This window comes from Streptomyces sp. NPDC056987 (assembly GCF_042673865.1).
Taxonomy (GTDB): domain Bacteria; phylum Actinomycetota; class Actinomycetes; order Streptomycetales; family Streptomycetaceae; genus Streptomyces.
In genome coordinates this window covers 129,366-142,255 of record NZ_JBHURV010000018.1, presented here as the reverse complement: position 1 = coordinate 142,255, position 12,890 = coordinate 129,366, and the positions used below count along the sequence as shown (strand labels likewise).

The following is a 12,890-nucleotide window of genomic DNA, read 5'->3' as shown; positions in this document are numbered from 1 at the left end:
AATAATGTCAAACCTGGTCACCAGGGTACTAGTTGAAGGCTAGAGTACTGTGAAATCAGCCGTAACTCGAAGGGATGTACGTGTCAGCGATCGAATCGTCCCTCGCCCGGCTCATGGAGATGCCAGGAATCACCGGGGCCGCTCTGGTGGACGCGGTCACCGGCCTCACGTACTGCGTGGTCGGCGATGTCCTGGAGGTCGGGGACGGCGTGGAGACGGCCGAACTCACCGCGGTGATCTCGGGCCAGTCGGACCGGGCCGGGGGCGACAGTGAGCTGGAGAGCGTGATCGTGACGAGTGCGCGCCGCTACCACGTGGTGCAGACGGTACGGCGCGCGGGCGACCCCGTGCTGCTGGTCGCGGCGCTGGACCGCGACCGGACCAATCTCGCCCTGGCGATGCGCCGGCTCACGGAACACGCGGAAGGTGTGCTCGCATGAGCGATGGGTCGGGCATCCCGGAGGCCGCGCAGCCGGTCCCGTTGTGGACGAGTCCCCCGCAGGCTCCGGCCGTGGCGCCCGCGCACGGTTCCGCGCCGCGCAATGTCACGGCGTTGCTGGTACGGCTGCAACAGGAGAAGTACAGCGGTACGGTGTCGGTCTCCGGGTCACCTGGAGGAACGATTCACCTCAGGAACGGCCTGATCAGCGCCGTGGAGACCCCGGGCACCCCCTCGGTCGAGTCCGCCCTTCTGAAGTCGGGCCGGATCACCGACGAGGGGTGGGCGGCCGGTCTCGCGGCGACTCGGGACGTGGACGGTCTCGGGGCGGCCCTCGTCGCCCAGGGGCTGGTGGGTGAGACCGAGTTGGAGGTCCTCTGCACCGCGACGATCCACGAGGGCGCCTTCGCGCTGGCGCTGACCCGGCCGGACGGCTGGGAGGTGGGCGGGCCCACCCGGACGGTACTCGCGGGGTACCCCGCGCAGCCGCAGAGCGTCGCGGAGGAGACCGCGCGGCGGCTGGCGTTCGTCACCGGCCGCTGGGGATCGCCGGGCGAACTGGCCAGGACACGGCTGCGGCCCTCGGCGAGCGCGGAGCGGGTGGCCGGCCGGCTGGCGCCCCGGCACACCGCGCTCCTCGCCGTCGCCAACGGCCGCCGCACACCGCGCGACCTCGCCTTCTTCCTGGGCCGGGGGCTGTTCGCCGTGATGGTGGACCTGATCCGGATGGACGACCTCAAGCTCATCCAGTGGGAAGGCGGCCGGCGCCCGGCGGGCCGGCCGAGCACAGCGCCCCGCGTCCCGGGCGCGGGAGCCGGCGGACCGTCCGGCGCGGCGGCGCCGCCCCCGGCCGGCTCCCTCCCGCGCCGGGTCCCGGGCCCCCGCCCCCGCTGGACCCCGGGCGGAAAGCCGGGCGCTGTGCCGGCTTCCCTCGGCGGAGCGGAGGAAGCGGAGCCCTCGGCACACCAGGAACTCTTCGGACAGTCGGACGGCTAGTACCTGTCGCCGCGGGACGCAGTCCGAGCCTCGTACGCACGCCCCACGGCAGGACCGCTGCCGGATCATCACCAAGGAGCGAAAACCATGCACGCAGACTCGTCCGTCACGTCACTCGTCGATGTTCTTGCCTCGCTCCGTGAGCGGGTGATGGGAGCGTCGGAGAGCGTTCTGTCCACCGCCGACGGCCTGATGGTCGCCGCCGACACCGACACACTCCAGCCGGAGTCCGTGGCCGCCCTCGCCGCCGCCACCCTCGGGCTCGGGCAGCGCATGGCGCAGCAGGCCGACGCGGGCGCGCTCCGTGACGTGGTCATCCGCTGCGCGGCCGGGCAGATCATCGTCCTCGCGGTGGGGGACCGGGCGCTGCTCTCGATCCTCGGCGACGAGGGGATGGACATCGTCGCGCTGAAGCGGGAGGCTCCGGCCCTCGTGGAGGAGCTGGTCAAGCTCCTTGAAGGGGATGTGCCCGCCTGACCCCGTCCGCGCCCGGCGCCACCCCGCTCATCTCCGCGGTGCCACCACCCGCAGGTCGGCCTCGATCCGGGCCACCGTGGCGAGGAGCGGGGGCAGCAGGTCGCGGCGTACCGACTCGGCCGAGTGCCGGCTCGCGTGGACCGGGACGTTGACCGCGGCGACCACCGTGCCCGTCCGGTCCCGTACGGGCACGGCGACCGAGCGCAGGCCCTCCTCCAGCTCCTGGTCGACGATGGCGTACCCCTGGCGCCGTACCCGCTCCAGTTCCGCGCGCAGCAGATCGACGGAGACGATGGTGTACGGGGTGAGGGCGGCCGGCTCGGCGCCCTTGAGCCGGAAGTCGCGCTCCTCCTCGGGGAGGAAGGCGACCAACACCCGCCCGACCGAGGTGGCATGGGCGGGCAGGCGGGTGCCGACGGTGATCGACGCCGTGATGATCCGGCTCACCGGGACCCGGGCCACGTAGACGATGGCGTCGCCGTCCAGCACACAGAGCGAGGACGACTCGCGTACCTCGGCGACCAGCCGTTCGAGGTGCGGCTCGGCGATCTCGGGCAGGGAGAAGCTGGAGAGGTAGGAGTACCCCAGTTCGAGGACGCGGGGGCTGAGCCGGAACAGCCGCCCGTCCGTGTGGACATAGCCGAGATCGGCGAGCGTCAGCAGGAACCGGCGCGCGGCGGCCCGGGTGAGGCCGCAGAGGCGGGCCACCTCGCTGAGCGTCAGCTCCGGATGGTGCGCGTCGAAGGCGCGGATCACCGACAGCCCCCGTTCGAAGGACTGGACGAAGTGGGGTTCACGTGCCTGGGCAGCACTCATCAGTTGCCTCCGTCGACCCTGATGTGTGGCATGGGTGATCCGCGTATCTGTGTGCGTGATGCGCACGCTAGGAGCCGGGTCCGACGGCTGTCAACAACGCCCCGGTCGACCGGCCGTTGCCATCTCTGAGCCCCAACTCCCTTGTACGCCACAGTCGGTGAGGACGCTGCACGACCGTTGACCCGTGACGGCGGCTGCCCCTATGTTCCCGCTGGGAATTGTTGTGCGGGCTGCGCACAGTCCGCCGGAAGTGCCGTCCGTCGAAGGAGGGTTCATGCGCCGACTGTCGATCGCGGTCATCGCGGCCGCGTTCCTGGTCACCGCCACCGCCTGCGGCGGGAGCGATGCGAACGGTTCGGACGGCTCGGGCGCTGGAGCCTCGGGCGGCACGGCCCGCGTCAAGGTCGGGGTCATCCCCATCGTGGATGTCGCCCCCATATATCTGGGCAAGGAGAAGGGGTTCTACTCCTCGCGCGGCCTCGAACTCACCCTGGAGACCGGCCAGGGCGGCGCCGCGATCGTCCCCGCCGTGATCAGCGGGCAGTTCCAGTTCGGCTTCTCCAACATGACCTCCCTGATGATCGCCCAGACCAACGACATCCCCGTGAAGGCGGTGGCCAACGGCGTCGCGACCACCGGTGAACAGGGCGCCGACTTCGGCGGCATCGCCGTGAAGAAGGGCAGCCCGATCACCTCCGCCAAGGACCTGGCGGGCAAGAAGGTCGCGATCAACACGCTGAAGAACATCGGCGACACGTCCGTACGGGAATCGGTGCGCAAGGCGGGCGGCGACCCGGCCGAGGTCGACTTCGTCGAGCTGCCCTTCGACCAGATGCCCGCGGCCCTGGCCGGCGGCCGGGTCGACGCGGCCCTGGTGGTCGAACCCGCGCTGGCCACGGTCAAGAGCCAGGGCGGCACCGTCATCGCCTCCCAGTACGCCGACGTGTCGCCCGATCTCACCGTCGCGATGTACTTCACCTCCACCCAATTCGCGGAGCGGAATCCGGAGACGGTGAAGAAGTTCCAGGAGGCCACCGCCGAGTCGCTGGAGTACGCCAACAGCCACCCCGACGAGGTCCGCCGGATCCTCACCACCTACACCAAGATCCCCGTGGCGATACTGCCGGACCTGATCCTGCCCCGCTGGCCGGCCCAGCCCGACCGGGCATCGATCGAGACGCTGGCGAAACTCGGCGAGCAGGACGGCATCTTCCGCTCCGCACCCGATCTGGACAAGCTCCTCCCATGACCCGCGGAGGCGGAAACGGGCTGGTCGACGCCGCACTGGGGGCCGGAGGTCTGGCCGCGTTCCTCGCCCTGTGGGAGCTGGTCCCGCGTACCGGACTGGTCTCCGCCGACTACCTCCCGCCCGTCGGCCGGGTGGCTGCCGCCCTCGGCACCGAGCTGTCCGACGCCGCGTTCTGGACGGCGCTCGGCGACACCCTCACGGGCTGGGCGCTCGGCCTGCTGATCGCCGTCGTCGCGGGCGTCACCGTGGGGATCGTCCTCACCGTCGTGCCGTATCTGCGCGAGGCGACCGCCTCCACCGTCGAATTCCTGCGCCCCATCCCCTCGGTGGCGCTCATCCCGCTCGCCGTCCTGCTCTACGGCACCGACCTGCGCTCCACGCTGCTGCTCGTCGTCTACGCGGCTTTCTGGCAGGTTCTCGTACAGGTGCTGTACGGAGTCGGTGACGTCGACCCGGTCGCGGACGAGACAGCGCGCTCGTACGGACTCGGCGCCTGGGCCCGGATCCGCTACGTACTCTGGCCGACCGCCCTCCCGTACATCATGACCGGCGTACGCCTGGCCGCCGCCGTCGCGCTCGTCCTCGCGATCACCGCCGAACTCGTCATCGGGGCACCGGGGATCGGCGCCCGGATCGCGGTCGCCCAGACCTCGCAGGCGGTGCCGGAGATGTACGCGCTGGTGGTGGTCACCGGAGGGCTCGGCCTGCTCATCAACACCGGCGTCCGGGCCGTCGAACGGCGCGCGCTCGCCTGGCACCAGTCCGTACGCGGGGAGGTGGCCCCGTGAAGGAGACGCCCGAGGCCCGGGCCACCGAAACGCCCGCCAACGACGCGCACGCGACCCGAGCGCCCACCGCGCCCCTCCGCGCGCTGCGCCGGGTGTTCTTCGTCCTCGCGCTGCCCGCGCTGCTCGTGGCCGGCTGGTGGATCGCCTCGGACTCCAGCACGAGTGTCTACGCGCCGCCGCTGCGCACCGTCGTCGGCGCCTTCGGCGAGGTGTGGACGGGCGGGCGGCTGGTGGACGACGTACTGCCGAGCCTGCTGCGCCTCACGGCCGGATACGCCCTGGCCGCCGTCGCCGGAGTGGCGCTCGGCGTCGTCATCGGCTCGTACCGCCGGGTGCGCGCCGCGACCGAGCCCGTCCTGGAGTTCCTGCGGGCGGTGCCGCCGCCCGTGCTCGTGCCCGTCATCATGCTCTTCGCGGGCATCGGGGACACCATGAAGATCGTGGTCATCGCCACCGGCTGCGTGTGGCCCGTACTCCTCAACACCGTGGAGGGCGTACGGGCCGTGGACCCCGTACTGGCCGAGACCGCGCGGTCGTACGGCATCGGCGGCACCGCGCGGCTGCGCCATCTGGTGCTGCGCTCGGCGAGCCCGCAGATCTTCGCGGGGCTGCGCCAGGCCCTGTCGATCGGCATCATCCTGATGGTCATCAGCGAGATGTTCGCGGCCGGCAACGGCCTCGGCTTCGCCATCGTCCAGTTCCAGCGGGGCTTCGCCATCCCCGAGATGTGGAGCGGCATCCTGCTGCTCGGCGTCCTCGGCTTCCTGCTCTCGGTGCTGTTCCGCGCGGCCGAGCGCCGGGCTCTCGGCTGGTACCACGGTCTGCGCAGGGCGAGGCGGTCGTCATGACCGTCGACGTCACGGAAGGGGGCGGGATGCTCGACGTACGGGGGCTGCGGAAGGTGTACGAGGGGAAGGGCCGCCGGGTCGAGGCCGTCCGCGACCTCACCTTCACCCTCGGCGCCGGCGAACTGGCCTGCCTGGTCGGCCCCTCGGGGTGCGGCAAGACGACCCTGCTCAAGTGTGTCGCCGGGCTGCTCGCCCCGACCGACGGTGAAGTCCGGCTGGCGGGGCGGCGGATCACCGCGCCGCCGCCCGGCATGGCCGTCGTCTTCCAGGAGTACGGGCGCAGCCTCTTCCCCTGGATGCGGGTGCGCGAGAACGTCGAACTGCCCCTGCGCCGACGGAGGTCGCTCGACCGGAAGCGGCGCGGCGAACTCGTCGAGGACGCCCTCGCCGCCGTCGGCCTGGCCGACGCGGGCGGCGCCTACCCGTGGCAGCTCTCCGGCGGCATGCAGCAGCGGGTGGCCATCGCCCGCGCCGTGGCGTACGGGCCCGAAGTGCTGCTGATGGACGAGCCGTTCGCGGCGGTGGACGCGCAGACCCGGGCCGAGCTGGAGGACCTGGTGCGCGGGCTCTGGCGGGAGCGCGGCATGACCATCCTGTTCGTCACCCACGACATCGACGAGGCCGTCTATCTGGGGGAGCGGGTGCTGATCCTCTCCGCCTCGCCGACCGTCGTACAGGAACAGGTGAAGATCGACCTTCCGGCGGAGCGGGACCAGCTCCGGACACGGGTCGCCCCGCGCTTCGCGGAGTTGCGCACACGGGTGTACGAGCAGATCCAGCTCGCCAAGCGCGGCGACGGGGCCCTCTGACGGGACGCCTGTCCGCACCGCCTTCGGGCGGCTGTTCGTCGCGCGCACTGATGTGGTCACCCTTTGTGCCGCCGGGACTGCGCAGCGTGCAAATCGGCGCAGTCTATGCCTCCGTGGGGCGCCTGTGCATGAGGTTGCGTGAATACGCCGAAGTGCCGAACGGGCCGGGTTAGGCTCTCGCGTTACGCGCCGAGTTGATACGTAATCAGGCACTTGTTCCCAGGTTCCTTGATTGTTCGAAACCCGACCTGAATCGACCGCCAGAGGGCTTACATGGTTCGTCTTGAAGCACCACCCAAGGAACAGTCACCACCCAAGGAACAGACCTCACCGGGATTCCGCGCGCTGGTCCTCCCCGTCCTCCTCGTCACCGCGGCGACCACCCTCATGGTGGTCCTCGTCGAGGACGCCGCCCGGATACCGCTCGCGCTGTACGGAGCCGGGGCCCTGGTCGTCATCGGCTGGTGCGCGGGGGAACTGGCGCGCAGGCGGCGGGCGGTGAGCGTGCTCCACGAGCACTACGCGTACCGGATCTCCCTGCTGGAGGGACGTCTCGCCCAGCACGACGAGGAGAGCGTCCGGCTCGGCAAGGAGCTGGTGCCCGCCGCGGTCCACCGGCTCCGCCAGGGCGAATCACCCGACGAGGTGATCCGCGTCGTCGTCGACGGCGACGAGCGCTACCGCGAACTGCCCGCAGCCCAGCGGGCCTTGCTCAAGTACGTGCTCCAGATCGTCGACGACGAGGAGGCCATGCGCGAGTCCGCGCAGCGCTCCTTCGTGAACATCGCGCGCCGCGTCCAGTCGCTCGTACACCAACAGGCCAGTGAGCTGCGGGAGATGGAGGACGCGCACGGCCGCAACCCCGAGGTCTTCGACGACCTGCTGCGGATCGACCACGGCACCGCGCTGATCGGCCGGCTCGCCGACTCCATCACCGTGCTCGGCAAGGCCCGGCCCGGACGCCAATGGCCCCGCCCCGTACCGCTGTTCAGCGTGTTGCGCGGGGCGATGTCCCGGATCCTGGAGTACCAGCGCGTCGACCTGCACTCGATCTCCAAGGTCGCGATCATCGGCACCGCCGTCGAACCGCTCATCCACGCCTGCGCCGAACTCCTCGACAACGCCACCCGCTACTCACCGCCGCAGACCCGCGTCCATGTCACCGCGGTCGAGGTGCAGACGGGGATCGCCATCGAGATCGAGGACGGCGGCGTCAGCCTCAGCGAGGAGGCGCGGGCCCGCGCCGAGCGCATGCTCGCGCGCGCCCAGGCCGGTATCGACCTCAATGACCTCGGCGAGACCCCCCGGCTCGGCATGGCCGTGGTCGGGCGGCTCTGCCAGATGTACCACCTCCAGGTCTCGCTGCGGCAGTCGGCGTACGGCGGCGTCCGCGCCGTCCTCATCGTGCCGCGCTCCATCGTGACCACCGGGCCCGCACCCGGGATCGCCCACGGCATCGGCGCCTCGGCGCTGCCCCGCGGCAGCGTGTCGGACCTGCCCACGACGGATGTGCTGCGCCCCGCCAACCGGGTGCCGCGACCGGTCACCGGCCCCCGGCGCCCGGCCCCGGTCGCGGCGGTGGGGGAGGACGACGTGCCGGTGGTGACGGAGTGGACGGAGAACGGACTGCCCCAGCGCCGCAGCCGGGGCCGCGCCCCGCTCGGCTCGCACAACCTCGGTCTCCAGGGGGCCGGTTACGGAGGCGCCGGCCGGGCGGGCGGCCAGCCGTACGGCCCGCCGAACGGCGGCGCCAACGGTACGGCGAACGGTGCCGCGCACGGCCGCACCCACGACCACGGCGGGATCGGAAACGGAATCGGCCCCGGAAACGGGTTCGGCCCTGGAGCCGCGAACGGCCCGGGAGTCGGAGCCGCCGGAGCCGGTGGAGCCGGTGGCCTTACGCCGGAGCAGAAGCCCGGACCCGGCATCTGGCTCGAAGCGTTCACGAAAGCGGTCAACGGCACCCCCGGGGAGCCCGCGGCCGGAACAGGCGAGTCGCCGGGCCGGACCGGCGACCACGGTGAATCCGACGATGTGCGGGGCAAGGGAGATCTGAAGTGATCCAGCAGCGGGCGAACATGGACTGGATGCTCAAGGAACTCGCCGACGGCGTGCCGCAGATCCAGCAGATCGTGGTGCTCTCCGCCGACGGGCTCAGGATCGCCCGGCACGGCGGCGACCCGGATGTGGCCGACCGGCTCGCGGCGGCCTGCGCCGGGCTCCAGAGCCTGGCCGCCGCCGTCGCCGCCGAGATCCCGCTGAGCGACGGCCGGATGCGGCTCGTCGTCATCGAGGTCGGGGGCGGCTTCTTCTATCTGATGGAGGCCGGCGCGGGCGCGTATCTCGCGGTCCTCGCCGACGACACGGTGGACGCGGGGCTCGTCGGCGCCCGGATGCGGGACATGGTGGTCCGGATCGGAGCCCATCTCACCAGTCCGCCGCGCCATGACGGGCAGGCCGGATGACCCCGCCTCCCCGACGTGAACGCCGGCAGCCGGAAGCGCCGGAAGTGGACGTGGGAGACCCGGAACGGCTCTATGTGATCACCGGCGGCCCGGACGGCGCCGAACGGGCACCGCTCGACCTGGTCACCATGATCGTCGCACAGGTGGAGCCGTCACCGACCGTCCAGCCGGAACAGGCCGCCATCCTGCGGCTCTGTCACCGGCCGCTCTCCGTCGCCGAGATCTCCGCGTATCTCAGCCTCCCCTTCAGCGTGGTGACCGCGCTGCTGACCGAACTCCTCGCGACCGAGCTGGTCGAATCGCGCGCACCCGTCGTCCGCGCCGCGCTTCCCGACCGGTCCCTTCTCGAAGCGGTGATGCATGGACTCCAGAAACTCTGACACGATCACCGGCCCGCGGGCCGAGGACATCCTCCCCACCACGGCCACCTCGGCGGTGAAGATCGTGATCGTGGGCGGTTTCGGGGTCGGCAAGACGACCATGGTCGGCTCGGTCAGCGAGATCAGGCCCCTCACCACCGAGGAGACCATGACGCAGGCCGGGGTGGGGGTGGACGACAACCGCGGGGTGGAGAGCAAGACCGCCACCACCGTCGCCATGGACTTCGGCCGGATCACCCTCACCGAACAGCTGGTGCTCTACCTCTTCGGCACCCCCGGCCAGGAACGCTTCTGGTTCCTGTGGAACGGCCTCTTCGAAGGCGCGCTGGGCGCGGTGGTCCTGGTCGACACCCGCCGCCTCGAAGTCAGCTTCGACGTGATCGGACGCCTGGAGGAACGCGGCGTACCGTTCGTCGTCGCCGTCAACACCTTCCCGGACGCCCCGTACCACCCCGTCGAGGCGCTGCGGGCCGCGCTCGACCTGCCGGAGGAGGTGCCGATGGTCGACTGCGACGCGCGGCTGCGGGCGTCGAGCCGCGATGTGCTGCTCACGCTGATGAGCTACCTGCACACGCTCTCCGCGCCACCCGGGTGACCGGCACGGCGGCCCCTCCGTACTCCTCCAGTACTCCCCTCGCCCTTCCTTCCTCCCTCCCTCTCTCCGTCCCGTACTTTCCCCGACTCTGGAGCGACCGTGACCACCCCCTTCCCCCAGCGACCCGGTCCCGACGGCCATGCCGTGCCGCCCCCCGGCTGCCCGGCCCACGGTCTGAACGCCGGCGGCCTGCTCCCCACCGGCCTGCCCGCCGGGCCGGTGAACGGCGTGGCCCCGTCCCCGGACGGCTTCGGCCCCGACGGCTTCGCCCCGCACGGTCCCGCCCCGCACGGTCCCGCCCCGCACGGTCCCGCCCCGGCCGGACCGCGCCGGCTGTACGGGCCCGAGGCCGAGAACGACCCGATGGGCCTGTACGAGAAACTGCGAGCCGAACACGGATCCGTGGCGCCCGTGCTCCTCCAGGGGGACGTCCCCGCCTGGCTGGTCCTCGGCCACAGCGAGAACCTCCACATGACGCGCACGCCCTCGCAGTTCTCCCGGGACTCCCGGCGCTGGCGCGCGCTCCACGACGGCAGCGCGCCCCCCGACCACCCGCTCGCGCCGATCTTCACCTGGCAGCCCATCTGCGTCTTCGCCGACGGCGCGGACCACGAGAGGCTGCGGGGCGCGGTCACCGACTCGATCGCGCGCATCGACCACCGGGGCGTACGCCGCTACATCAACCGCTACAGCAACCGGCTGGTCAACGATTTCTGCCAGGCCGGGCAGGCCGATCTCGTCAGCAGTTTCGCCGAGCACCTGCCCATGATGGTGATGGCACAGATCATCGGGATGCCGGAGGAGTACGACGAGCGGCTGGTGCAGGCGGCCCGCGACATGATCAAGGGCACCGCCACCGCCAACGAGAGCAACACGTACGTGATGGCCGCCCTGACCCGGCTGGTCAAGCGGCGCCGGACCGCGCCGGAGGAGGACTTCGCGACCTGGCTCACCCAGCATCCGGCGGGGCTGACCGACGACGAGGTGAGCCAGCATCTGCGGCTCGTGCTCATCGCCGCGTACGAGACCACCGCCAACCTGATCGCCAATGCGCTGCGGATGGTGCTCACCGACCCACGGTTCCGCGCCCAGTTGAGCGGCGGCCACATGACCCTGCCGGAGGCGGTCGAGCAGACGCTCTGGGACGAGCCGCCGTTCACCACCATCTTCGGCCGCTGGGCGGTCGGCGACACCGAACTCGGCGGGCAGTCCATCAAGGCGGGCGACGCACTGGTCGTCGGGATCGCCGCGGCCAATGTGGACCCGGTGGTACGGCCCGACGTCAACGCCTCCATGCGGGGCAACCGCGCGCATCTCGCCTTCAGCGGCGGCCCGCACGAGTGCCCGGGCCAGGACATCGGCCGCGCGATCGCCGACACCGGGATCGACGCGCTGCTGCTGCGCCTGCCGGATCTGCAGCTCGCCGTGGAGGAGCACGAACTGCGCTGGTCGGCCGCGTTGATGTCGCGTCAGCTTCAGGAGCTGCCGGTGACGTTCGCGCCCCGGCCGCCCCAGGACGTCACCGGACCGCCGAGTGCGACGGCCTCCGTACCGCGTCCGCGGTGGCAGGTCGACTCGCCCGCGCCGTCGGCGGCTCCGGGGGGCGGAAACCCGGACGGTGGCCCGGTGATGCCGGCTCCGGCTTCGGCTTCCGCTTCGGCTCCGTCTCCCGCTCCGGTAGCGGTTGCCGTTCCGGAGCAGCGCCCGGGCACCAGCGCGCCCCGGCGGGCCTGGCAGGCCGTCGCCCGCTGGTGGCGCGGGTACTGACCGGACGGCCGCGCGGGCACGAGCGGGCTGCCGGGCCGTGGAGAAGGAGAGAAGGGGAGCGGAGGGGGAGGGAGGGGTCAGTGCGCCGGAGCGAGCTGATCCCACCACCAGGCGATCGTCGGGATCGGCAGCGGCTCCGGGCTGTTGTCGGCCGGTTGCTGCTTCCACCATCCGCCGGTCGGGGTCCGCGGGCCCGAGACCACGGCGTAACGGGGGCAGAGCGACGCCCAGTCGAGGTGGCCCCGGACGAACTGGGCGAGCCCCCGTACGTAGCGCCGCAGGCCGTCGTCCGCCTCCTCGGCGACCTGCGCGGCCAGCCGGTCGAAGAGGACCATCATCCGGTCCCGCATCGCCACCACCCGGACGAGCGCGCGCTGCGGATCGCACCCCTGTTCCTGGCAGACCACATCGATCAGATTGAGGTCGTCGCCCACCCGCTCCAGCTCCTTGTTGCGGGAGTAGAGGTCGTTGTCCCAGCTCACCAGCGTCCAGGTGATCTCGGTGAGGGCCCGTACGCGCGCGTCCTGAAGGTCCTCGTCCGGCACGGAGAAACCGCCGACGATCTCGATCATGGCGGTGGACGGCGCCATGCCGATGGCCCGCATCCACAGCGTGACGTAGTCGTCGAGCGACGGCAGCCGGGCATCGCTCCGCCAGGACGCCTCCCACACCAGCCCCGAGGTGTAGACGCGCATCGCCTCCGTGAACCGGCGGAGCTGGCGGGCCGAGGCGTACTCCTCCAACTCCAGCCGGAGCAGGCGCAGTGCGGCGGTGTGCGGCGAGTCGCCCGCGGAACCGGTGTCCGGTGCCTCCAGCGCGCGCATGATGCGCGAGGTCTCCTGGGCCAGCCGGTCCGCCGTCGCCCCGGACTCGTCGCACACCGCGTCGTCCAGGGAGAAGAGCACGGCGTGCAGTTTGGCCATCAGAGCGAGGGGACCGAGCTGTCCGTACGGCATCGTCGCCGCTGCGAGACCGCCGAAGTCGCAGACGGCGAGACGTTTGAGCTGCCGCTCGTCCTCGTCGAGCCGCCGATTGCGCATCCACCGCACGGTCCGGTCGTTGAGTACCCCGCCCGCGCGGTGCCGGGCGGGCGGAACCGGACAGTAGAACGGTACGGCCGGAAGCTGCTGGGTCAGGTGCTGTTCCGAGACACAGGTCACGATCGGCCTCCAGATGCGGGACGGGCGGAGCGCGGTGCGCTGACGAGGCGGGATGCCGTGGGGACGGGGGCGTAGGGGAGCGTATATGGCCATGTCGGATC

General features: G+C 71.6%; 14 protein-coding genes. 12 read left to right on the top strand and 2 right to left on the bottom strand.

From position 1 onward, the window contains the following. Positions 1-74 precede the first annotated feature (74 nt). The 3 genes from ACFTZC_RS21700 to ACFTZC_RS21690 all read left to right on the top strand — a co-directional run bounded on the left by ACFTZC_RS21700 (position 75) and on the right by ACFTZC_RS21690 (position 1,912). Positions 75-440 carry a hypothetical protein gene (locus ACFTZC_RS21700; protein ID WP_382892080.1) on the top strand — a complete coding sequence of 122 codons (366 nt, stop codon included), beginning with the start codon at positions 75-77 and terminating at the stop codon, positions 438-440. After that, complete coding sequence (locus tag ACFTZC_RS21695; protein WP_382892078.1) at positions 437-1,435, top strand: hypothetical protein; 999 nt, start codon at positions 437-439, stop codon at positions 1,433-1,435. The genes ACFTZC_RS21700 and ACFTZC_RS21695 overlap by 4 nt, the downstream gene beginning before the upstream one ends. Positions 1,436-1,522: 87 nt before the next feature. Next, positions 1,523-1,912: a roadblock/LC7 domain-containing protein gene (locus ACFTZC_RS21690; RefSeq protein WP_382892076.1), complete on the top strand. Its 390-nt coding sequence runs from the start codon at positions 1,523-1,525 to the stop codon at positions 1,910-1,912. Positions 1,913-1,939: 27 nt separating this feature from the next. Here ACFTZC_RS21690 and ACFTZC_RS21685 read toward each other — a convergent pair whose 3' ends face one another. After that, on the bottom strand, positions 1,940-2,728 hold the full coding sequence (locus ACFTZC_RS21685) for an IclR family transcriptional regulator C-terminal domain-containing protein (protein WP_382892074.1): 789 nt from the start codon (positions 2,726-2,728) through the stop codon (positions 1,940-1,942). 274 nt (positions 2,729-3,002) lie between these two features. Here ACFTZC_RS21685 and ACFTZC_RS21680 point away from each other — a divergent pair, with 274 nt between their 5' ends. From ACFTZC_RS21680 to ACFTZC_RS21640, 9 genes are all read left to right on the top strand, one after another. Then, a complete protein-coding gene (locus ACFTZC_RS21680) occupies positions 3,003-3,977 on the top strand; it encodes an ABC transporter substrate-binding protein (protein ID WP_382892072.1) in 975 nt (324 codons plus the stop codon). Then, positions 3,974-4,765, top strand: coding sequence for an ABC transporter permease (locus ACFTZC_RS21675; protein ID WP_382892070.1), 792 nt, complete (start codon positions 3,974-3,976; stop codon positions 4,763-4,765). Before ACFTZC_RS21680 ends, ACFTZC_RS21675 begins: the two co-directional genes overlap by 4 nt. A gap of 83 nt (positions 4,766-4,848) precedes the next feature. After that, entirely contained in the window at positions 4,849-5,613 is a 765-nt protein-coding gene (locus ACFTZC_RS21670; RefSeq protein ID WP_382892141.1) for an ABC transporter permease, read from the top strand. Next, entirely contained in the window at positions 5,610-6,422 is an 813-nt protein-coding gene (locus tag ACFTZC_RS21665; protein ID WP_382892068.1) for an ABC transporter ATP-binding protein, read from the top strand. Before ACFTZC_RS21670 ends, ACFTZC_RS21665 begins: the two co-directional genes overlap by 4 nt. A gap of 273 nt (positions 6,423-6,695) precedes the next feature. Beyond that, positions 6,696-8,483: a sensor histidine kinase gene (locus ACFTZC_RS21660; RefSeq protein WP_382892066.1), complete on the top strand. Its 1,788-nt coding sequence runs from the start codon at positions 6,696-6,698 to the stop codon at positions 8,481-8,483. Then, the gene (locus ACFTZC_RS21655) at positions 8,480-8,887 is read left to right on the top strand and encodes a roadblock/LC7 domain-containing protein (protein ID WP_365811849.1); all 408 of its coding nucleotides are present in this window, start codon (positions 8,480-8,482) and stop codon (positions 8,885-8,887) included. The genes ACFTZC_RS21660 and ACFTZC_RS21655 overlap by 4 nt, the downstream gene beginning before the upstream one ends. After that, a complete protein-coding gene (locus ACFTZC_RS21650; protein WP_382892064.1) occupies positions 8,884-9,267 on the top strand; it encodes a DUF742 domain-containing protein in 384 nt (127 codons plus the stop codon). Before ACFTZC_RS21655 ends, ACFTZC_RS21650 begins: the two co-directional genes overlap by 4 nt. Then, positions 9,248-9,862 carry an ATP/GTP-binding protein gene (locus ACFTZC_RS21645; protein ID WP_382892062.1) on the top strand — a complete coding sequence of 205 codons (615 nt, stop codon included), beginning with the start codon at positions 9,248-9,250 and terminating at the stop codon, positions 9,860-9,862. The genes ACFTZC_RS21650 and ACFTZC_RS21645 overlap by 20 nt, the downstream gene beginning before the upstream one ends. Before the next feature lie 99 nt (positions 9,863-9,961). Next, positions 9,962-11,629: a cytochrome P450 gene (locus ACFTZC_RS21640; RefSeq protein WP_382892060.1), complete on the top strand. Its 1,668-nt coding sequence runs from the start codon at positions 9,962-9,964 to the stop codon at positions 11,627-11,629. Positions 11,630-11,706: 77 nt separating this feature from the next. Here ACFTZC_RS21640 and ACFTZC_RS21635 read toward each other — a convergent pair whose 3' ends face one another. Then, a complete protein-coding gene (locus ACFTZC_RS21635; protein ID WP_382892058.1) occupies positions 11,707-12,789 on the bottom strand; it encodes a hypothetical protein in 1,083 nt (360 codons plus the stop codon). Between the last annotated feature and the right edge of the window lie 101 nt (positions 12,790-12,890).

Coding starts and splice junctions, on each gene's coding strand:
- ACFTZC_RS21700 (WP_382892080.1), top strand. CDS start 75: ATGTACGTGTCAGCGATCGAATCGTCCCTCGCCCGGCTCATGGAGATG.
- ACFTZC_RS21695 (WP_382892078.1), top strand. CDS start 437: ATGAGCGATGGGTCGGGCATCCCGGAGGCCGCGCAGCCGGTCCCGTTG.
- ACFTZC_RS21690 (WP_382892076.1), top strand. CDS start 1,523: ATGCACGCAGACTCGTCCGTCACGTCACTCGTCGATGTTCTTGCCTCG.
- ACFTZC_RS21685 (WP_382892074.1), bottom strand. CDS start 2,728: ATGAGTGCTGCCCAGGCACGTGAACCCCACTTCGTCCAGTCCTTCGAA.
- ACFTZC_RS21680 (WP_382892072.1), top strand. CDS start 3,003: ATGCGCCGACTGTCGATCGCGGTCATCGCGGCCGCGTTCCTGGTCACC.
- ACFTZC_RS21675 (WP_382892070.1), top strand. CDS start 3,974: ATGACCCGCGGAGGCGGAAACGGGCTGGTCGACGCCGCACTGGGGGCC.
- ACFTZC_RS21665 (WP_382892068.1), top strand. CDS start 5,610: ATGACCGTCGACGTCACGGAAGGGGGCGGGATGCTCGACGTACGGGGG.
- ACFTZC_RS21660 (WP_382892066.1), top strand. CDS start 6,696: ATGGTTCGTCTTGAAGCACCACCCAAGGAACAGTCACCACCCAAGGAA.
- ACFTZC_RS21650 (WP_382892064.1), top strand. CDS start 8,884: ATGACCCCGCCTCCCCGACGTGAACGCCGGCAGCCGGAAGCGCCGGAA.
- ACFTZC_RS21645 (WP_382892062.1), top strand. CDS start 9,248: ATGGACTCCAGAAACTCTGACACGATCACCGGCCCGCGGGCCGAGGAC.